The following is a 19,285-nucleotide window of genomic DNA, read 5'->3' as shown; positions in this document are numbered from 1 at the left end:
GACGTACCGAGGAGTGTAATGGATTTATCGAATCTTGAAAACATTACTTATATCGACTGAACCGGAAGAAGTACGAGGTCATCGATCAGGCCGACTTCTTTTTGAACGAAGGGCTCTGCATAGCGGACGCCAGCCAGCAAACCATAGTGACGCGCAGTGGCGAAGGTTCGCTCGCGAATCTCATCTTCGGGAACGAAGAGGCCGGTGCCCTCGGGTTGCGTGCCGTATTGGGATCGATAGGCCAGCAGAGACTGCAGGCGCTGCTCGGCGAAGGGTGTGATGTCGACGACGAAGGTGGGGCGCACATCAGCGTAGAGGCTTGCGTAGAGGATCTTGTAGGGCCGATGCGGTGGGTGGGGATCGCCGGGAGTTACGACCTTGGCGAGGCCGCTGACGAAGCAGGCTTCATAGCCTAACGTGGCCGAGGTGTAGTGGTCGGGGTGACGACCTTGCCAATAAGGAAGGATGACCACGCGGGGCCGCAGGCGGCGAAGGACGGCGGCGAGCTTGAGACGGTTGGCGAAGGTGTTCTCTACGTTGCCGTCGGGAAGGTCGAGAGCCTCGCGATGGGCTACGTTGAGTATGCGGGCTGCGGCGGTGGCTTCGGCTTCGCGGTCGGCTGCGGTGCCGCGGGTGCCGGACTCTCCCTGGGTGAGATCGAGGATGCCTGTGGTCCAGCCGCGAGCGTGCATGGCAAGGAGAGTGCCGCCGCAGGTCTGTTCGACGTCGTCGCGATGGGCTGCAATGGCGAGGATATCCAAAGGGGCGGCTCCTGGTGCAGCTCTTAGCTGTTAGCTCTTAGCCTTTAGCTAAGGGCGAGATCAAAACATACTTCGTTGAGACTGCTTGCTTTTGCTTCTGGCTAAGAGCTAAGAGCTTAGTTGGCTGCGTCGGTGACGGCGTCCATGTAGGCAACATCGAGGGCTGTGCCCTGAACGGTGATGTTCGCGTTGTTGATCTCGGAGCCGTCTGCAGTGTTGAAGGCATGGACCTGTCCACCGTAGGCGGTGTAGACCTTGTGGAAGCCCTGGACCCAGCAGAGTCCTGTCAGGTCGCCATAGTAGAACTGGTTCTGGTTCGTGTTTGGATAAGCGACGACGACGGGCGACGTTGTACTTTGCGTGACGGCAGGAATGACCGATGCGCTGGGGCCGGTTGAACCTGAAGGAAGAGCAACGCGGGTGAGGCAGTTGTAGTTGGCGCTTTGGTCAGTGGGCTGGCCTGCTGCGATCTGCTGCGCTGCGCGGGCTGCGCGTTCGCCGGTGGCGCAGAACTGAGAGCCGATCCACAGAGTGTTGTCGTCGGCGAAGAGGATCTTGGTGTGAGTGCCGTCGGAGATGGAGGTGGTGCTGGTGACGGCATTGGTCGCGAGGCTGATGATGGAGAGATTGCCCGCGAAGAGGCCGTCGGGTTGTCGCTGCTGGCCGGCGACGTAGAGATTATTTCCATCGGAGACCGCCGTTGTGACGCCTCCTGTAACCGGGAGATTCGAGAGGAAGGCGTTCGGGTTCTGTTGTGCAGGCACGGTGCTGTTGGTGTAGCTGTTGACTTGAAGCGCACCCGGCGAGAGATAGGTGACGCTGGAGGTGTTTCCACCGCACTCTGCGCCACAGTTGAGAACGTAGACGGTGTTGCCGTCTAGGGAGAAGTAGGCACCGGTGGGGCGGTCGAAGGCGTTTGCGTTGGTTCCGGTGTTGACCGGGACGACGCAGTAGATGGGAAGGTTGAAGGGCTGACAGTCCACCGCGGCGATGGCGGCGATGGCGGCGGTCGAGGTGAGGTACTGGTTGGCGTTCAGCCTGATGAGTCGGTAGATCGCGTTGGAGTTGCGGACCATCGCAAGTATGACGGTGTCGCCCTGGTTGACGACGACCTGGAAGACGTTCGGGAGGTTGAGCGGGAGTGTCAGTCCAGTGGTGTTGTCTTTGACGCCGAGCAGACCGGCGCCCTCCTCGGCGGAGTAGACGTGGGCGAAGGTCGGAGGGACAGCGACGCTGGTGGACTTGGCCGGGAAGGCTGCGGCAGAGCCGGTGGCAGATTCGGTACCGTAGTTGATGATCTGCACGTCGCCCAACGTGTTGGAGTAGACGTAGCCGGTGATCTCAGAGGGGAAGTTGAGGATGAGATTGGGAAAACCGGAGGAGTATCCGCTGATGGAGAACGAAGTCTTGGTGTTCTGAACGTTGTTGCGGAGGTCGCGAAACGCATCGAGGATCTGCAGGCTGCCGGTGGTGCCGCCGTTGGCAGTGACGCCAACCATAACCCGTTGGGCGAGCCTGCTGGGCGGAATGGGCCGGTTGGCGAAGGTAAACTGGGGAAACTTGTAGAAGTGCGTGCTGCAGGCTGTGAGGCCCAGCGTGACAGCGGCGATCAGGAAGCCGCAGAAGATCTGGGCACGGAGAGACTGGGTAAAGAGACTTCGATTCGTCAACGGTAACTAACTCCAACCTGAGCGCTGCGGCATGATTTTGGCGGCCACGGCTATCTGCCGAGTATAACAAAGGACTCGGCCAGACCACGGTTTGGGAGCAGTCAGCAAAGGGTTGAATTTTATTGGTTTGGAGCGGATCCGCCGGGTGGCTTAAGATGGTGAGAACACTTGGAGACGGATATGGCGGATGGTGTAGGTGGTGCGGAATTGGTGTCTGTTGCAGGATATGCTGCGGCCGACCGGCTGTTTGACGGCGGGACTGTGCTGTGCGATGGAGCCATGGGCACGATGCTGTACGCGCGCGGCGTCTTCATCAACCGGTGTTACGACGAACTGAACCTGTCGCAGCCGGAGTTGGTGCGGGAGATTCATGCGGAGTACCTGCAGGCGGGTGCGGAGGTCGTCGAGACCAATACCTTTGGGGGAAACAGGTTTCGCCTGGGCCAGCATGGGTTGCAGGATCAGGTGCGCGCGGTCAACGTGGCGGGCGTCAAGCTGGCGCGGGAGTGCGTGAACCAGATCCAGGAGAAGCAGGCCTGCGAGGCGTTTGTGGCGGGGTCGATCGGGCCGCTGGGCGTAAGGCTGGAACCGCTGGGCAAGGTTGGACTCGAAGAGGCGCAGGAGGCCTTTGCGGAGCAGATTCGTGCGCTGGTAGAGGGTGGGCCGGGCGTAGGCGTGGATCTGCTGATCGTAGAGACAATGACGTCGCTGACCGAGGCGGAGCAGGCGATTCTGGCGGCGCGCAGTGTGGCTCCCGGAGTTCGCGTCGTCGTGATGATGACTGTCGATGAAGATGGGAACTGCCTGGATGGTGCATCGGCGGAGACTGCCGCAATTAAGCTGACGGAGTGGGGCGCGGACGCTGTGGGATGCAACTGCAGCGCGGGTCCGGCAACGGTGTTGAGCGTGATCGAGCGTATGCGTCCGGTGACGACGCTGCCGCTGGCTGCGATGCCGAACGCGGGAATTCCACGGGCCGTCGAGGGGCGCACGATCTACCTCACCTCGCCAGAGTACATGGCCAGCTTCACACGCAAGCTGGTGAAGGCGGGCGCGAGCATCGTTGGCGGATGTTGCGGAACTACTCCGAGCTACACGCGGGCGATGAAGAGTTCGCTGCGGGCGTTGGGAGCGATGGAGGGCGGCATCGAGGTGATGCAGCGCAACGGTACAGGCAAAGCCACGACCATCAAGGAGAGCAAGGTTTCGCCGCCCCCGCTGGCCGAACGATCGAAGATTGGCTCGATGGTAGCGGCGGGCGAGTTTGTCACGATGGTGGAGATCGTGCCGCCCAAGGGGATTGATTGCAGCAAGGAACTCGATGGCGCAGCGCAGTTGCACCGGCTGGGCGTTGACGCGATCAATGTGCCGGATTCGCCGCGGGCCAGCGCCAGGATGAGCGCGCAGAGCCTGTGCGTACAGATTCAGCAGCACGTCGGCATCGAGACGATTCTGCACTACACCTGCCGCGACAGGAACGTGCTGAGCATTCAGAGCGATCTGCTGGGCGCGTCGTCGATCGGGCTGAAGAATATTCTTTGCCTGACGGGCGATCCGCCGAAGCTAGGTAACTATCCGAACGCGACGGCGGTGTTTGACGTCGATGCGATCGGTCTGGTGAATGTGGTGAGGAACCTGAACTACGGACTCGACATCGGCAACAACTCCATCGGCGAGTCGACGGGCTTCTCCATCGCGGTGGCTGCGAACCCTGGAGTGCAGGATATGGATCAGGAGGTTCGCCGGTTCGCGTTCAAGGTAGAGGCCGGGGCGGAGTACGCCATCACGCAACCCGTCTTCGATATGCGCGTGCTCGAAGAGTTTTTGCGCCGGATCGAAGGCTTCCGGATTCCGGTGATTGCAGGCATCTGGCCGTTGACTAGTCTGCGCAACGCAGAGTTTATGAAGAACGATCTGCGCGTGAGTATGCCGGATGAGATTATGGCGCGGATGGCCACGGCGTTGACGCCTGAGGCAGGCAGGCTGGAGGGCGTCAAGATCGCGCAGGAGATGCTGGCCGAGGCAAAGCCGATGGTGCAGGGCGTGCAGGTGAGCGCGCCGTTTGGACGCTACGGCGTCGCCGCGGACGTGCTGGGTCTGAGTGGGGATGACGAGGAAGGTCTGGTCGCATAATGGCAAATTTTGAAGAGCAGTTAACGGCGCTGGAGAGTGTGGTCGAAAAGCTGGAGCGCGGAGACCTCTCGCTCGACGAGTCGGTGCATTTGTTCGAGGAGGGTCTGAAGCTCTCAAACGCCTGCAAGAAGGAGTTGGAGGCGGCAGAGGGTAGGATCCAGGTGCTGGTCGAACAGGGCAGAAATGCGATGCGGGTGGTGGACCTGGATGTGGAAACGAGTGGGGAAGAGTAGAAGCTGCCGAGACCGGTCGGACTGCGGCTTCGCGCTGCGCCATAGGACGTAAGCTCATAAAAATAAAGAGGCCGAAGAACTTTGCGCCTGCAACTTCCGAGTCAGTGACCCGGAGGAGATGGCGTGATTTTCTAAAGTCGCGGGCTTGAATCGGGAAGCCGCGACCAGTGGCGAAGCCGCATGGTGTGAATGCCTTGCTGTCGGGTGCATTGATCCGTAAAGCAATGGAATCGGGAAGTGCAATTAGATCGGTGATCGCTCTCGTTTTTTGAACAGGAAACTTTCAAGAGGAGGAGTTTTGAAGGCTCTGCGTGTGCCTGTACGGATTAATCGCGCAATGATGTTGCTTGCGCGTAGCGCTAGTCTTGCTGCCTGCGGTTGCGGCGGCGGGAGAGCTGCGACGCTTGCATCCACAAGTGATCCGAACTCTGGTTCGCCGACGACCCCGACTCCGACGCCATCGCCAACTCCCACACCAACACCTGATCCCACTCCTACTCCTGCACCAACCCCAACTCCTCCACCGACTCCCACCCCGACACCGACACCTATTCCTACCCCGCCCCCAACACCCACTCCCACTCCAACACCAACACCCACACCCACACCCACTCCAACTCCAACTCCTACACCGACACCACCACCAACGGCGTCGAAGAGCGCAAAGCGAGGAATCGCTTATGATCTGGCATCGGCGACCGATCTGTCTGCGCTCTCGGCGGGTGTGAGCTGGTGGTACAACTGGAGCCCGAGTCCGAACGCGGCCGTGCCGACCGACTATGCGACGCGCTACGGGATGGACTTCTATCCCATGCTCTGGAATGGAAGCTTCAACGCGGCCGATGTTGTGACGTACTTGAAGGCAAATCCAGGGATCAAATACATGCTGGTCTTGAATGAACCGAACCTGGTGAGCCAGTCGAATCTGACGCCGCAACAGGCCGCTCAGCTGTGGCCGCAGTACGAGGCAGTCGCCGCGCAGACTGGTGTGAAGATCGTGGGGCCTGCTATCACCTGGGGGACGATGACGAACTACGAAGACCCAGTCCTGTGGCTCGATGCGTTCTACGCCGCCTATGAAGCGGCGAACAGCAACCGCGCGCCGCAGATCGACTACCTCGCCTTCCACTGGTATGACTACGGTCTGGATGCGCAACTCGATCGGCTGACAAAGTACAACAAGCCGTTCTGGGTAACGGAGTTTGCGAATTGGCACAGCCAGCATGACGGCGCACAGATCGACACGCTGGCAAAACAGGAGGCGCAGATGACCAGCATGGTCGCAACCTGCGAGAGCCGCGCGGATGTCTTTCGCTATGCATGGTTCACGGGACGCGTGAGCCCCGACCCACACTTCTCAAGCCTGCTGGGTGCGACCGGCGTGCTGACCGATCTGGGGACGCTGTATTTGTCGTTGCCCGTGCAGTGACGACGTTGTTTCAAGTGATGTGCGACTTCGGTCGCGAGCGGTTTTGTTGTGCAGTTCCGTAGTAGGCGTATCGGTTTGAACCGTTGTAAGACTGACGAATTGATATTGGTAAAGCTGCATCAACTCTAACCGGTGGAATCGTTGCCTTCGTGCATTCGCCGAACTCTTACAGGAACTTGAGATGACAATTTTTTCCAGAGCTGCAATCTCTCTTTTGCTTGTGCCGGGAATCTTTCTCTTCGGCTGCGGATCCGGCGGGACCGCTCCGGTTTCAATCGTGTCGCCCACTACACCACCTGTCACCACCCCTACGCCTCCGCCAACTTCCACGCCGACACCGCCTTCAAGTCCGACGCCGCCCACACCGCCCGTCACCACCCCGACCCCGCCTTCAACTCCGGCACCTCCCACACCGCCCGTTACCACCCCGACACCGCCTTCAACTCCGACTCCGCCCGCACCGCCTCCATCCACGCCTACGCCTCCGACCACTCCGGTCGATTTCCCTCCCGGGTTCTGGGTTCCGAGTACCGATATACCGCCTGCTCAGAATGTAATGATGTTCAAGTTTCTCAATCGGACCAATGGCAAGTATCCTGACAGCCAGGTCTGGTGGAAGGTCAGCATCAACGGAGTCAACACCGTTCATTCGATTGCAGAGCAGGATACCTTCGATATGCCTGCCAACAACTCAGGAAGGATCTACGTTTATCTCGGGCCCTACACTGACGCCACCGCGACGACCAGCCCATACTACGACTTCATGGAGTACACCATCGGCAACGATCCACCTGCGTTCCACGGCAACACGACACGCGTCGATGCCTTCGGAATCAAGCTCACGATGCAAATGCTGTGTGCCGATGGCTACCAGGCGACGGTGGGCGAAAACGCAGCAACCTTCGCGGAGGATCGTTCGGTAACCTTTCAGCGATTCCTTGCGCAGGTTCCGGCGGAGTATCAGCATCTCGCGCAGCCGCCCTACGCTCCCTATAGGATCGTCAGTCCGGATGCGGCGTTTAATACGGGCGGCCAGTATGCGAACTACTACCAGAGCTACATCGACCAGATCTGGCAGGAGAATGGGCTGACGATTACGAAGGCGGGGTCGAATGGGTCAGGGTTGGGGAGTTATCCCGATCTCTCGGCGGCTATCTACAGGCACGTCGCCGTGGCGGGGATGTTCCAGCCTGACGGGAAACTGGTCGATCCGAAGTTCTGGTCAAAGACGCCGAGCTCGTCGTTTTACCAGAGTGCTCCGGCAAACTACTACGCGCAGTTCTGGCACCAGAACGCGCTCAACGGCCAGGCCTATGGGTTTCCCTATGACGATGTAGGCGGATATTCCACCTATATCTCGCACAATAATCCGCTGTACATCCAGATCGCGATCGGCTGGTAAGGAGCCTGGTAAGAGACAGCGCGTGCTTCTACAGTGAGCGTAGTTTTTCTTCGACTAGCTTTAGCGGTCGCGCGAGGTGACGAAGCCGGGGACCCAGAGCAGGGCGCGCTTGGCTTCGGAGTCGGGCAGGTCGGCGATGGTGAGGCGGGCTGCTTCGGCGTAGGCGCAGGCTGTGTCCATGGCGTAGTCGATGGAACCGTGGCGCTGCAGAATCTCGAGGATCTGAGGGTGAGAGACGCGGGTGAAGCTGCGGTCTGCGAGGACGGTGCGGATGGCCTCGCGGTCGGCTCCTGTGCCGCGCTCGAGCGCGTGGATGACGGCGAGGGTGGCTTTGCCTTCGCGGAGGTCTGAGGCGACGGGTTTGCCAAGGATATCTTCGGCTGCGGTCAGGTCGAGGACGTCGTCGACGATCTGGAAGGCGAGGCCCAGGTTGCGACCGTACTCGCCAAGCTGAGCCTCAAGTTCCTCCGGCCCGCCGAAGCCGTGAACAGGCGTGATTGCGGCGCCGAGCTGCATGGAGACCTTGAAGAGGCAGGCTGTCTTGCGGAAGATGAGATCGAAGTACTCCTCTTCGTTGATGAGGTGGCCGAGCTTTTCAATCTGGAGGAGCTCGCCTTCGACCATCTGCTGGGTGAGCGAGATGAGCAGTTCCAGAACCCGAAAGTTGCGCTCCTCAAGAGCCGTCGAGAACGACTGCATGTAGAGCCAGTCGCCGGCGAGGACGCACTTGGCGTTTCCCCAGGTGGTGTTGGAAGATGGCCGCCCGCGCCGTGTATCGGCTTCGTCGATGATGTCGTCGTGGACAAGGGTTGCGGTGTGAAGCATCTCGACTACGGCACCGAGACGGATCCGGCTCTCGCTGGTGCAGCCCAGAGCCTTGGCCGAGAGCAGCAGCAGAAGAGGTCGAATGCGCTTGCCACCACCCGCGATCAGGTACCGCGCGATGTCGGTGATGACCTCGACGTTCGAGGCCGACTGGCGGGAGAACTCCTGCTCGATGGCGGCTAGATCGTCACGGAGGAGGTCGAACACCTCGGCTGCGGTCGCGATGGAGAGCGTGCTCACTTAGTAGTCAGAGTATCAGGATGTGGATTTGGCTTCAGAATAGGCTCGAAAAAGTGAGTCAGAATTTTGATCGCAGCAATGGTTTGGTGAGGCGGCAGCGAAACGCGGCTCTCCGCCGCCTGGAGGATGCAGGTTAGTTGGAGCGGAAGTTGGTGAACTGAAGCTCGACGCCGATGTCTTTACCTTTCAGAAGCGCCATGACCTCCTGCAGAACGTCGCGGTCCTTGCTGACGACGCGGACGGTGTCGCCCTGAATGCTGGCCTGCGCCTTCTTCTTGGAGTCCTTGATGGCGGCAACGATGATCTTGGCCTTCTCGGAGGGGATCCCCTGCACGAGCTTGATCTTCTGCCGCACACTGGAGTTTGCGGCCGGCTCGATCTTCTCGAACTCGAGGTTCTTGAGCGAGACGCCACGCTTGACCAACTTCTGCGAAAGGATCTCGGTCACCGCCTGCAGCTTGTACTCGTCCTGCGAGGCGAGCTGGATGGTGTCGGTGCCTTCGAGCTCGATCTTCGACTTCGAGTCCTTGAGGTCGAAGCGGGCATGAACCTCTTTCGAGGCCTGATCGATGGCGTTCTTCACTTCCTGAATCTCTACTTTGCTCACTACGTCGAAGCTGTTATCGGATGCCATGGGTGTGTTCCTTCTTGTGTAACTTTGTCGCTCTCTATTATGTCAGCGCTTGAGAGTTTCGCGGGTTGTGGGGAACAGATTTTTGAAGTTCTCTGTCGTCCGGGTGGCGAGTTCTTCTGGTGAGATGCCGCGAAGTTCCGCCAGGGCTGCCGCCGTATGCGTGACAAAAGCGGGCTCGTTGCGTTGGCCACGAAGCGGGATCGGAGCAAGAAACGGCGCATCGGTTTCGACCAAGATGCGGTCGCTCGGAGCGGCAATGGAAGCATCGCGGATCGCCTGTGCCTTCGGATACGTCAGGTTGCCCGCGAAGGAGAGATAAAAGCCTGCGGCGAGAGACCGTTCCGCCTGATCGACGGTGCCGGAGAAGCAGTGCATGATGCCGCCCAGCGCATAAGGCGTCCAGTGCTCATCGATCAGCGCAAGAAGGTCCTCCCAGGCGTCAGCCTCTCCAAACTTCTCCTTGGCCTGCGGTGTTGCCAGCTCGCTGGTGCGGCAGTGGATCAGGATTGGCTTCCGTATCTTCGCCGCGAGTCGCATCTGGGCGATGAAAACTTGCTTCTGCGTAGCGGTGTCCGGGTTGTCGAAGTGGTAGTAGTCGAGCCCGATTTCGCCGACAGCGATGCATCGTTCGTGTGCACCCAGCGTGGCCAGCTTGTCGAGTGCCTCGGGGGTAGCGTGAGCAGCCTCCTGCGGGTGAATCCCTGCGCTAGCGTAGACCTGCGGAAACCCAGCGCCTGCGGTCGAAGTGGCGATCTCGAGCGCCTGGTGCATGGTCGCAGGGCCATCGCCGATGCCGATCGCGAGGATGGCATGGACCCCCGCGGCATAGGCACGGCGCAGCACTTCATCGCGCTCTGTTGGGGTCTCGTTGTAGAAGTCGAGGTGGGCGTGAGAGTCGATCAGAGACATCTCTTTCAGGGTATCCCATCGGGCGCGACACAAGGTGGCGAGGGATGTGGAGAAGAGTGCGTGACTGGTATAGTTCGGACCGCGTAGTATGTCGGCATGAAAAATCTCAACCGGCGTGATCTTTGTGTAGCGCTCTCGGCCTTTGCGGCGATGGGCAATGGGATGGCAGAAGGCCAGAGCGGGACGGGAACCACGGAGCCGGTGCTTGCGCACTCTGAGATCTTCTCCTTCGACAAGCTGCCGGTGCACGCCTCAGCCAACGGAGGCGCCAGCCGCGCAGTGATTCAGGGCCGTCTGGCCACGGGCGAGTTTGTGGAGGTGCACGAGACCGCGCTGCCGCCGGGTCAGATGCCGCATCAGCCCCATCGCCACACGCACTCCGAGTTTCTGATGATTCGCGAAGGGAAGCTCGAAGTGACCAGTGACGGCAAGACCGGCATCGTCGAACCCGGCGGGGTCATCTTCACGGCATCGGGCGTGCTGCATGGACTGAAGAACGTCGGCGATGTGATGGCAAACTACTTCGTCGTCGCCATCGGCGTGCAGAAGGCAATCATTTAGGGAAGGCGGATTCTCTCAGAGCGACACTCTGCCTCTTTTGCTTCGCACAAAACCAATCAGCCCCAGCATGCCTGTGCCTAACAGGCCAAGAGTTGATGGTTCAGGTGTGGAGGAGATGGTGCTTCCGGGCGTGATCTGTAAGGTGTAATCCAGAAAGGGCGGACCTTCCCCGAGGTTGCGTGCGTACAGTTGATATGTGCCGAGGAGGAACGTCGGTGTCGCCGCGTTGGGTGTGAACAGCACATTCCCGTAGAGTCGTCCTGGATTATCGCCAATGCTGACTCCGCCAGCAAAGCGCCCCGTGGGGAATGCAAGACTGTCTTCGCTGGTAACGCCATTGATCGTCACCAGCGTAGTGAGATAGAAAGCTGTCTCAGAACCCGGAAGGCAGGCGCTGATGATGTTTGGTGGGCAAGTACTCTCATTGCCGGGAGGCGAGGCAGGGAGGGAGAAGGTAAGATCGAGGCCGTTGCCGGTCACGACAAAGTCGTCGATCCCATCGGCTCGGGCAGTTGAAGGCAAAATGAAGGCAGAGCAGAGAAGAAAAGGTAAAACAAGACCTTTCATCGGTAGGGCCATCCTTCCGTAGGTCTAAATCAAGGTAAGGATGGGCCGCCCTGAGAGTATTGTCAAGCCAATCTTATTTCAGCCGCGAGCCGACAGCGATCTCTTCGCCGAAGGTCGCAAGCACCGGTTTGCCGTCTTCGCCGTGCGATGCGGCGAGGAGCATGCCGTGCGATTCGAGGCCGCGCATCTTGCGCGGGGCGAGGTTGGCGATGACGACGATTTTTTTGCCGAGGAGTTCTTCGGGGTGTACCACTCGGCGATGCCGGAGAGGATCTGGCGCTTCTCGTAGCCGAGATCGACCTCGAGGCGGAGGAGTTTGTCGGCTTTCGGGATGCGTTCGGCGACGGTGATCTGGGCGACGCGAAGGTCGATCTTGACGAAGTCGTCGATGGCGATCTGCGGAGTGTCGGGCGCAGTGCCGGAGATGTTCGACTGCGCGGCAGAGTTGGCGAAGATGCCCGAGGCGGGGGCTTGGGTGTGCGAGGGCGTGCTGGTGCGCTCGGTGCTTATCGCGTGGCTTCCACCGACGGTGGTGCCGGGGGCGGCTTCGGCGAGGTAGGAGGTGCGAGGGGCGGCGGCGGGATCGGTTGGGTCGATTGGGGCGGCGGAGGTGTGGGTGGTGGTCTCGTCGACAAACTTGGAGGGCTTCGGGTGCTCGGGCTTCTGAGAAGTAGAGTTGGGATTTTCCATGTCAATCATGATCTGCGCGAGTCCTTTGTCTGCTCGGGGGAAGATGGGGGCAAGGGGGCCTAATTCTGTCTCTGTCCATTTGGGTTCGGTTCCCGGGAGTCTTTCGGAGGGAATTCCTAGCTGAGCGAATACCTTAGCCGCTGTGAATGGCAGAACTGGCTCAATAAAACTGGTAACTATTCGAATGGATTCGAGCGCAGTGTACAAAACATCTCTTAGCTCTTCAGTTTGCGAGTCATCTGCGGCGATTTTCCATGGTGCCGAAGCCGTGATGTATTGATCTGCCGCGCGGATCATGTTCGACACATTATGAAGAACACTGGAAAAATCATATTCCTGATAGTTGTTCGGGATCGCGGCGTTACCCAGTAGGATTCCGGAACCAACATGTCCGTCCATTTTCCCAAATGGAATGCGACCGTCGAAGTACTTTTGAACCATGCTCAATGTGCGGCTGACTAGGTTGCCGTAGCCGTTTGCGAGATCCGCGTTGTACCGGGTGATCATTGCGTCGAAGCTGAAGCTGCCGTCTTGCCCGAAGGGAATCTCGCGGAGAAGGAAGTAACGGAGAACATCGGCGGCGAAGAGGTCTTGTTCCTTCTTCGTGCTGTCTGGGAACTGCTTCTTGTAGACTTCGGTGCCGAAGGCGTCGAGGATGGTCTCGGTGCGAACGATGTTGCCTTTGGACTTCGACATCTTGCTGTCGTCGAAGAGCAGCCAGCCGTGGGCGGTGACGGCTTTGGGCAGCATCTTGCGATTCCACTCGTCCTGCGCGATCTCGCTTGGTTTGAGCGCGAGGAGGAAGGCGGGCCAGTAGATGCAGTGCTGGCGGGTGATCTCCTTGGCCATGAGGTGGAGGTCGGCGGGCCAGTAGCGCTCGAACTTTGCGATGTCTTCGGGGGCGTCGCTGCCATAGCCGATGGCGGTCATGTAGTTGGCGAGGGCGTCCAGCCAGACGTAGATGACGTGTTTTTGCTGCGTCTCGGAGGCGGCGGGCTCGGGGACGGGGATGCCCCAGGTGAAGCTGGAACGGGAGACCGAGAGATCGCGAAGATTGCCGGGGACATAGGACTTGCCCTGCGCCGAAAGGGCGATGACTTCGTCGCGATCGGTGGCTTCAGCGACGTTGCCGCGAAGGAAGCTGAGGATCTCGTTCTTGCGGGAATCGGGCTGGATGTGGAAGGTGTCGGACTCGATGAGGTCGATGAGGGGGAGCTGATATTGGCTGAGGCGGAAGAAGAAGTTCTCTTCAGTGACGGTCTCGGTGGGCTTGCCGTCGGGGCCGAGGACGCCCGGAGGTCCATCGACGAAGATCTCCTCCCCGATGGAGTATTGGCCGGTGTAGGAGCTGAGGTAGATCTGCCCGCGCTGGTGGAGGTCGGCGAAGAGACGCTGGGCGCCGCGCTGGTGGCGGGGTTCGGTGGTGCGGATGTAGTCGTCATAGGTAAGGCCCATGCGGTCCCAGAGGGTGCGGAACTCGGCGGAGACCTGGTCGGTGAACTGCTGGGGCGGAATGCCGGCTGCTGCGGCGCTGCGCTCGATCTTCTGGCCGTGCTCGTCGGTACCTGTGAGGAAGAAGGTGTCTTCCCCAAGCAGGCGATGGCGGCGCGCGACGACGTCGGCCGCAATGGTCGAGTACGCATGGCCGATGTGGGGGCGTGCGTTGACGTAGTAGATAGGGGTAGTGAGATAGAACTTTTGCTCGGGCATGGGCCAGAGCCCAGTTTAGCAGGGTGGCGAGGGCTGTCTCCTGCCGGCAATCGCATTCACGAGGCCGCCGCCCAAAAATAAATCTCGAAAAGTTGGCGTATCTTTCGCAGCTGAAAAGATCACTGCTGAAACACCACGTTCACCACGCAGATCACCACAGTCACACCATCAAAAAACCACGTCCAGAACAGGTTTTTTGCCAAAAACCCCGCAAAAGCCCCGCTCCACCACAGATTTAAAAATCAGGGGAAAGTCTACCGATCCGGATGGGTCGCCTCGGCGAAAGCAGGTGGAGTCTGCTCGGCGGGAGACTGAGCAGGCTGGCTTTCGGCGGCTTGAGCGATGCGGGCGAGGTTGAGGTGCTGCTCCATGGAGCGGCGAGCCTGCGCGGGGTTGTGGGAGCGGATGGCGCGATAGATCTCGCGGTGCATCTCGGAGGATTCTTTTAGATCTACGGCGTTTTGGATGGTCTTGCTGCGGATCTCATAGAGATTGGCGATAAGCGTCTCCATGATGGCGGCCAGGATGGGGTTGGCTGCTGCGCGGGCGATGGCGCGATGGAAGCGGACGTCATGGATGAGGTACTCGTGGGGATCGTCGAGCGCGGCGTACATCTCGGCGACCTCTTCGGCCAGCTCTGTGACCTGTTCCTCGGTGGCGCGTTCGGCGGCGAGAGCGGCGAGGTTGGATTCAATGATGATGCGGGCTTCGAACATCTGTCCGGGAAGGAAGCCGTGGAGAGCACCGAGGACAGAGAAAGAGCTGGAGTCGAACGAAGGGGGCCCGGAGGCGACGAAGGTGCCTGCGCCGTGACGGCTTTTGAGGACCCCCATGGCTGCGAGAAAGCCGATGCCGGAGCGCAGACTGGAGCGGCTGATCTTGAGCTGGCGGGCCAGGTCGCGCTCCGGGGGAGACGGTCGCCGGGCCGAACCTCTCCTGAGCTGATGAGCGAGCGGATGTGTTCAACGACCTGCATGGTGAGGTGGCTGTGGCTGGAGACGTCGTCGAACTGTTCTTTGGCCTCTTTTTTCATGCTGAACGAAGCTCCCTTGCGCCTGATTTGATGAAGGGTAACACGGCTGTGTGGCGCGTGTTCCAGTGGATCAAGAAGAGGAGCGATACGTTTCTGACTCTGTTCGAAGCTGCTGGTTTTTGTGACCTAGAAGACTGGATTCAGGCGGTTTGTCGGCCGCCGAGACGTGGCACCAAAAGCTGGAAGATCAAGAGGGCGGTGACGTAGGCTAGGCCTCCCATGGTGAAGATCAGCAGAGGGTGGAGGGAGAAGTAGTGAGAGACAAGCCAGGTGAAGCACGCGCCGCCGAGGGCTCCGGCAGCGCCACCGATGCCGACGACGGTGCTGACGCTGGTCGAGGGAAACATGTCTGTTGGCGTGGAGAAGAGGTTGGCAGACCAGCCTTGATGCGCGGCGGTGGCGAGACAGAAGAGCGCGATAGCGGGCCAGGCGTTGTATGGGGAGATGGAGTGCATGTGCGGGACGAGCATGATGGGAAGAACGCAAAGGGCACAGATGAGAAGGGCGAACTTGCGACCGGAGTTGACGCTGTGGCCGTGTTTCATGCGGAAGCCGGAGAGCCAGCCACCGGCGATGGAACCGATGCTCGCGGCGGTGTAGATGACGATCAACGGATACTTTACGTGGCTCAGGTTGAGGCCGTAGTTATCGTTGAGGAACTTAGGGAGATAGAAGAGATAGAACCACCAGATGGGGTCCGTGATGCCTTTGGCGATGCAGAAGGCCCAAAAGCCGCGGTGGCGGAGGAGGATCGGGTAGATGGAGCCGCCCTGGGTAATGGGGGCCAGGTCAGCCTGGGTCTGGGTGGCGGCGCGGCGGAGTTTGTTGTAAGGAAAAAAGCCAGATGACCGCCCAGACGAGCCCCATGGAGCCGGTACAGATAAAGGCTGCGTGCCATCCCCAACGGGCGGCGACAGCTGCGATGAGAACTGGTGCGATAAAGGCGGAGGCGTTGGAGCCAGAGTTGAAGAGTCCGGTGGCGAGAGCGCGCTCTTCGGAGGGGAACCATTCGGTGGTGGCCTTGATGGCGGCGGGGAAGTTGCCGGATTCGCCGAGGCCGAGGAAGACGCGGGCGATACAGAAGCCGGCAACGCTGGCCACCATGGAGTGGCTGATCGAGGCACAACCCCAGATCAGGATGGCGAGGGCGTATCCGGTTTTGGTTCCGAGCTTGTCGATGATGCGGCCGGCGAAGAGGAAGCCCACGCCATAGGCGATCTGGAAGCAGATGAGGACTCGGCCGTAGTTGATGTTGTAGGCGGTCTGATGAGCGGCATCGACGCCAGGAATCCAACCCATGAAGTCGAGATGAAGGAGCGGCTCGATCAGAGAGAAGACCGAGCGGTCCATGTAGTTAATGGTGGTGGCGAGGAAGAGAAGACCGCATACGAGCCAGCGGACGTTGGACTTCTCCGGGGCGGCGGTGGTGAAGCCCGAGTCAGGGAGGCTGGCAGTGTTGATCGACATTAGTTGCAACTCCAGCGTAAATGTTGGTCTGACGAATGCCCCGGATTGAGCCTGATGCGGCAGATTCGGGGCAAGGGGTGTCGAGGATGAGGATAGTCTGTGCCGGGCAGTAGGTGTCAAGAGCCATCTCCGATGATCTGGAAAGAACATTTTTGATTACAAAATGAATGCGTCGGAGTGTTCGCAAATGAAGGAAGGTGGGCGACCGGGTTTTGAGGACGGTCCATTTGTAGAGTTCAAGCTCAAGAATGCTGAGGGCGCTTTGCCGGGAAGGAAGTTGGGCATGGGAGATGCGAGATGGAGCACGATATCATCGCTGACGTGACTAAGGATTTCAGGACGAATGAGGTTGAAGTTGCCCAGATGATGGCGCGGGTGCAGACGGGCGATGTTCGTGCTCTGGCTCGGGCCTTATCTCTCGTGGAGGATGGCGGGGGAGCGGAGGTGCTTGCGGCTTGCCGGGAGTTTGTGGGCAGAGCGCTGCGGGTGGGAGTAACGGGGCCTCCCGGGGCGGGGAAGAGCACGCTGGTGGACCAGATGGTGAGGTGGCTTCGGCAGGAGGGGCAGAGGGTGGGGGTGGTGGCGGTCGATCCGTCGAGTCCTTACACGGGTGGGGCGTTGCTGGGGGACAGGATTCGGATGCAGGCCTTTGCCGGGGATGATGGCGTGTTTATTCGCAGCATGGCTTCGCGTGGGGCGATGGGAGGCGTTGCGCGTGCGGCTGCTGATGTCTGCCTGGTGATGGAGGCCGCGGGGCGGGGAACAATCGTCATTGAGACGGTGGGTGTGGGACAGGATGAGGTGGATGTGGTTGGCCTGGCGGATGTTACGGTGCTGGTGCTTGTACCCGGAATGGGCGATGAGGTGCAGAGTCTGAAGGCTGGCGTGATGGAGGTCGCGGATGTGTTTGTTGTGAACAAGAGCGACCGTGGAGGCGCGGAGCTGGTGGAGCAGGAGATTGTTGCGATGCAGGGTTTGGCGCTTGCGCGGGGTGAGTGGGTACCTCCTGTTGTGCGGACGGTCGCGACGACGGGGAGGGGTGCAGGAGTTGATGGAAACGGTGAGACGATGTGCAGTGGAGAAGGGTTCGCGAAGAATAATGATCGAGGACTCTGCTCGGGCGGATTTGATGGGGCAGAGCGGGCTGCGGCTGGATCATCTGGGTGTCGCGGTGAAGAGCATTGCGGGGGCGCGTGGATTTTATGAGGCGCTGGGGTTGGTGGTGAGTCATGAAGAGACCGTGGAGCATGAGCAGGTGAAGACGGCGATGTTGCCGCTGGGAGAAAGCCGGATCGAGTTGTTGGAGGCGACCGAGGCAGATTCCACGATTGGGAGATTTTTAGCGAAGCGAGGTGAAGGACTGCATCATATCGCTGTCCATGTGGATGGGATCGACGCGATGTTTGCGCGGCTGACAAAGCAAGGGGTGAAGTTGGCGAGCGATGCGGTGAGAGTGGGTGCCGGGGGCATCGCTATTTCTTTGTGCATCCGGCCAGCACGGGGGCGTGCTACTGGAGATTGTTGGAGACGCTGTCGAGCCGCGGGAGGCTCGGGCGTAATGCGGTTTCTGATGATTCATACGGCGGGTGGAGAGGGAAGCGTTGCGCTGGCGGATAGTGAGATGGCGCCAGCGATCGTTGCGGCTGAGGTGTTGCCGGGAAGGAGTTCGTCGGAGCTGCTGGTCCCGACTGTGCGGCGGCTGATGGCGGCGAGTGGATGGCTGTCGAGCGAGTTGGCGGCCGTCGTAGTGGTGCACGGACCGGGATCGTTTACAGGGGTACGTGTGGGGGTGAGTGCGGCGAAGGGGCTGAGCGAGGCCTGGGCTGTGCCGTTGATTGCGTTGTCGCGACTGGCGCTGCTTGCTGGCGCCGTCGATGGCGGGGAGCAGATGGTGCATGCAGTTCTGGATGCCGGTCGGGGGAGTTTTATTACGGGGAGTATATGGGGAAGAGATGCGTGCGGGAGACCCTGGTAAGCGCGCAGGATGTGAGAGTCGCGGCTTCGGGCGGGCTGGTGGTGGTGTGTGAATTGAAGGTGGCGGAGGCTTTGCCGGAGTTGGGTCCGAAGTTGGTGGATGAGCCGTTGGCTGGGGATGCTCTGCCGTTTGCGGTAGAGCGGGTTGTGTCGGGGCGATTTGAGGATGCGGCTGCGCTGGATGCGAATTATCTGAGACGAACAGACGCAGAGATATTTGCTAAGCCTGTTGCTCCGCGAGCCGTTGGATGAGTTTCGCCAAGTATCGGATTCGCGCGGGTCGGACTGAGGATCTTATTGGTGTGATGCTGCTTGAGAGGGCCACGCCTGAGGCTCCGCATTGGGCAGAGTCGGCGTATGCGGCGATTGTGAATGTGGATGGAAGCGTTGAGGTTGCGGTGAGGCGGTGCTTGTACGTTGCGGAGTCAGAGGCTGGGTTGTTGGGTTTTGCCGTCGGGAAGCTTCTTGTTTCTGGCGCAGTGAGGCTGGCGGAGCTTGAAAGCGTGGCGGTGAATGCGTTGGCGCGACGAATGGGTCTGGGACGGGCATTGTGCGCGGCGGTGATCCGTTGGTGCAGCGAGGAGGGTGGGGAGGAGATGGAACTCGAGGTGAGGGCGGGGAGTGCAGGGGCAGTTGCGCTTTATAGTGGGTTAGGGTTCGCCGTCGTTGGACAGCGCGATAACTACTACCGCGATCCGACAGAGGATGCGTTGCTGATGCAGTTGAGGTTAGCGGTAGACAAGTAATCCACATTGCCGGTGTTGATTGAGCTGTGATAGCTTGTCGGCCATCAGTGCGAATGTCGTCTGTTGCTGGAGGTACTCTCACGTGCAAACTGGCAAGTTCACCGAGCTGCCCCATCCTGCGTCGTTTCCTTCCATTCAACAACTAATGCAAGAACATAGCCTTTACGATCGCAGGCTGGACACGCTGCGGTCCAAGTTATTTCTTACCGATTCGGAACAGTTGGAAGAGGTGAGACTGAAGAAGCTGAAGCTCAGTTTGAAGGATGAGATCGAGCGGCTTCGACGCTTGGGGGTCTCCTGA

17 protein-coding genes and 2 pseudogenes are annotated in these 19,285 nt (G+C 59.9%); 10 read left to right on the top strand and 9 right to left on the bottom strand.

Annotation, left to right across the window (positions count from 1 at the left end):
* Window positions 1-47: 47 nt before the first annotated feature.
* Together bshB1 and RBB80_RS31690 are read right to left on the bottom strand one after the other, a co-directional pair.
* Window positions 48-761 carry a bacillithiol biosynthesis deacetylase BshB1 gene (gene bshB1, locus RBB80_RS31695; protein WP_433966076.1) on the bottom strand — a complete coding sequence of 238 codons (714 nt, stop codon included), beginning with the start codon at window positions 759-761 and terminating at the stop codon, window positions 48-50.
* A gap of 116 nt (window positions 762-877) precedes the next feature.
* Window positions 878-2,431, bottom strand: coding sequence for a hypothetical protein (locus RBB80_RS31690; RefSeq protein ID WP_433966075.1), 1,554 nt, complete (start codon window positions 2,429-2,431; stop codon window positions 878-880).
* A gap of 180 nt (window positions 2,432-2,611) precedes the next feature.
* On the opposite strand from RBB80_RS31690, the gene RBB80_RS31685 reads away from it, so the two are divergent.
* The 4 genes from RBB80_RS31685 (at window position 2,612) to RBB80_RS31670 (ending at window position 7,628) form a co-directional block, all read left to right on the top strand.
* Entirely contained in the window at window positions 2,612-4,564 is a 1,953-nt protein-coding gene (locus RBB80_RS31685; protein ID WP_433966074.1) for a bifunctional homocysteine S-methyltransferase/methylenetetrahydrofolate reductase, read from the top strand.
* Window positions 4,564-4,797 (top strand): exodeoxyribonuclease VII small subunit, encoded by a 234-nt coding sequence (locus RBB80_RS31680; protein ID WP_433966073.1) that lies wholly within the window; start codon window positions 4,564-4,566, stop codon window positions 4,795-4,797. The genes RBB80_RS31685 and RBB80_RS31680 overlap by 1 nt, the downstream gene beginning before the upstream one ends.
* Before the next feature lie 298 nt (window positions 4,798-5,095).
* Window positions 5,096-6,226, top strand: a complete 1,131-nt coding sequence (locus tag RBB80_RS31675; RefSeq protein ID WP_433966072.1) for a glycoside hydrolase family protein — start codon at window positions 5,096-5,098, stop codon at window positions 6,224-6,226.
* Window positions 6,227-6,407: 181 nt separating this feature from the next.
* Entirely contained in the window at window positions 6,408-7,628 is a 1,221-nt protein-coding gene (locus RBB80_RS31670) for a beta-1,3-glucanase family protein (protein WP_433966071.1), read from the top strand.
* A 60-nt stretch (window positions 7,629-7,688) separates the two neighbouring features.
* On the opposite strand, the gene RBB80_RS31665 is transcribed toward RBB80_RS31670, so the two are convergent.
* From RBB80_RS31665 to RBB80_RS31655, 3 genes are all read right to left on the bottom strand, one after another.
* The gene (locus RBB80_RS31665; protein ID WP_433966070.1) at window positions 7,689-8,693 is read right to left on the bottom strand and encodes a polyprenyl synthetase family protein; all 1,005 of its coding nucleotides are present in this window, start codon (window positions 8,691-8,693) and stop codon (window positions 7,689-7,691) included.
* A 133-nt stretch (window positions 8,694-8,826) separates the two neighbouring features.
* A complete protein-coding gene (locus RBB80_RS31660) occupies window positions 8,827-9,327 on the bottom strand; it encodes a YajQ family cyclic di-GMP-binding protein (RefSeq protein ID WP_183763702.1) in 501 nt (166 codons plus the stop codon).
* Between the two features lie 42 nt (window positions 9,328-9,369).
* Window positions 9,370-10,236 carry a TatD family hydrolase gene (locus RBB80_RS31655; RefSeq protein WP_433966069.1) on the bottom strand — a complete coding sequence of 289 codons (867 nt, stop codon included), beginning with the start codon at window positions 10,234-10,236 and terminating at the stop codon, window positions 9,370-9,372.
* 96 nt (window positions 10,237-10,332) lie between these two features.
* Between RBB80_RS31655 and RBB80_RS31650 the strand changes: the two genes are divergently transcribed.
* On the top strand, window positions 10,333-10,797 hold the full coding sequence (locus tag RBB80_RS31650; protein WP_433966068.1) for a cupin domain-containing protein: 465 nt from the start codon (window positions 10,333-10,335) through the stop codon (window positions 10,795-10,797).
* 15 nt (window positions 10,798-10,812) lie between these two features.
* Here RBB80_RS31650 and RBB80_RS31645 read toward each other — a convergent pair whose 3' ends face one another.
* The 4 genes and pseudogenes from RBB80_RS31645 to RBB80_RS31630 all read right to left on the bottom strand — a co-directional run bounded on the left by RBB80_RS31645 (window position 10,813) and on the right by RBB80_RS31630 (window position 16,147).
* Window positions 10,813-11,364 carry a PEP-CTERM sorting domain-containing protein gene (locus RBB80_RS31645; protein ID WP_433966067.1) on the bottom strand — a complete coding sequence of 184 codons (552 nt, stop codon included), beginning with the start codon at window positions 11,362-11,364 and terminating at the stop codon, window positions 10,813-10,815.
* 73 nt (window positions 11,365-11,437) lie between these two features.
* A pseudogene (gene metG / locus RBB80_RS31640) lies at window positions 11,438-13,764 on the bottom strand (methionine--tRNA ligase subunit beta).
* 254 nt (window positions 13,765-14,018) lie between these two features.
* A complete protein-coding gene (locus RBB80_RS31635; protein WP_433966066.1) occupies window positions 14,019-14,597 on the bottom strand; it encodes a FadR/GntR family transcriptional regulator in 579 nt (192 codons plus the stop codon).
* A 340-nt stretch (window positions 14,598-14,937) separates the two neighbouring features.
* Window positions 14,938-16,147, bottom strand: a pseudogene (locus RBB80_RS31630) (MFS transporter).
* Window positions 16,148-16,561: 414 nt separating this feature from the next.
* Here RBB80_RS31630 and meaB point away from each other — a divergent pair.
* The 5 genes from meaB (at window position 16,562) to RBB80_RS31605 (ending at window position 19,285) form a co-directional block, all read left to right on the top strand.
* Complete coding sequence (gene meaB / locus RBB80_RS31625; protein ID WP_433966065.1) at window positions 16,562-17,470, top strand: methylmalonyl Co-A mutase-associated GTPase MeaB; 909 nt, start codon at window positions 16,562-16,564, stop codon at window positions 17,468-17,470.
* Entirely contained in the window at window positions 17,394-18,239 is an 846-nt protein-coding gene (gene tsaB, locus RBB80_RS31620; RefSeq protein WP_433966064.1) for a tRNA (adenosine(37)-N6)-threonylcarbamoyltransferase complex dimerization subunit type 1 TsaB, read from the top strand. Before meaB ends, tsaB begins: the two co-directional genes overlap by 77 nt.
* Entirely contained in the window at window positions 18,221-18,490 is a 270-nt protein-coding gene (locus RBB80_RS31615; RefSeq protein ID WP_433966063.1) for a hypothetical protein, read from the top strand. The genes tsaB and RBB80_RS31615 overlap by 19 nt, the downstream gene beginning before the upstream one ends.
* Window positions 18,487-18,984, top strand: coding sequence for a GNAT family N-acetyltransferase (locus RBB80_RS31610; RefSeq protein WP_433966062.1), 498 nt, complete (start codon window positions 18,487-18,489; stop codon window positions 18,982-18,984). Before RBB80_RS31615 ends, RBB80_RS31610 begins: the two co-directional genes overlap by 4 nt.
* Before the next feature lie 82 nt (window positions 18,985-19,066).
* The gene (locus RBB80_RS31605) at window positions 19,067-19,285 is read left to right on the top strand and encodes a DUF465 domain-containing protein (RefSeq protein WP_433966061.1); all 219 of its coding nucleotides are present in this window, start codon (window positions 19,067-19,069) and stop codon (window positions 19,283-19,285) included.

This window comes from Tunturiibacter gelidiferens, from assembly GCF_051013345.1.
Taxonomy (GTDB): Bacteria; Acidobacteriota; Terriglobia; order Terriglobales; family Acidobacteriaceae; genus Edaphobacter; species Edaphobacter gelidiferens_A.
The sequence above is the reverse complement of the archived record's forward strand: the minus strand, read 5'-3'. Positions and strand labels throughout refer to the sequence as shown.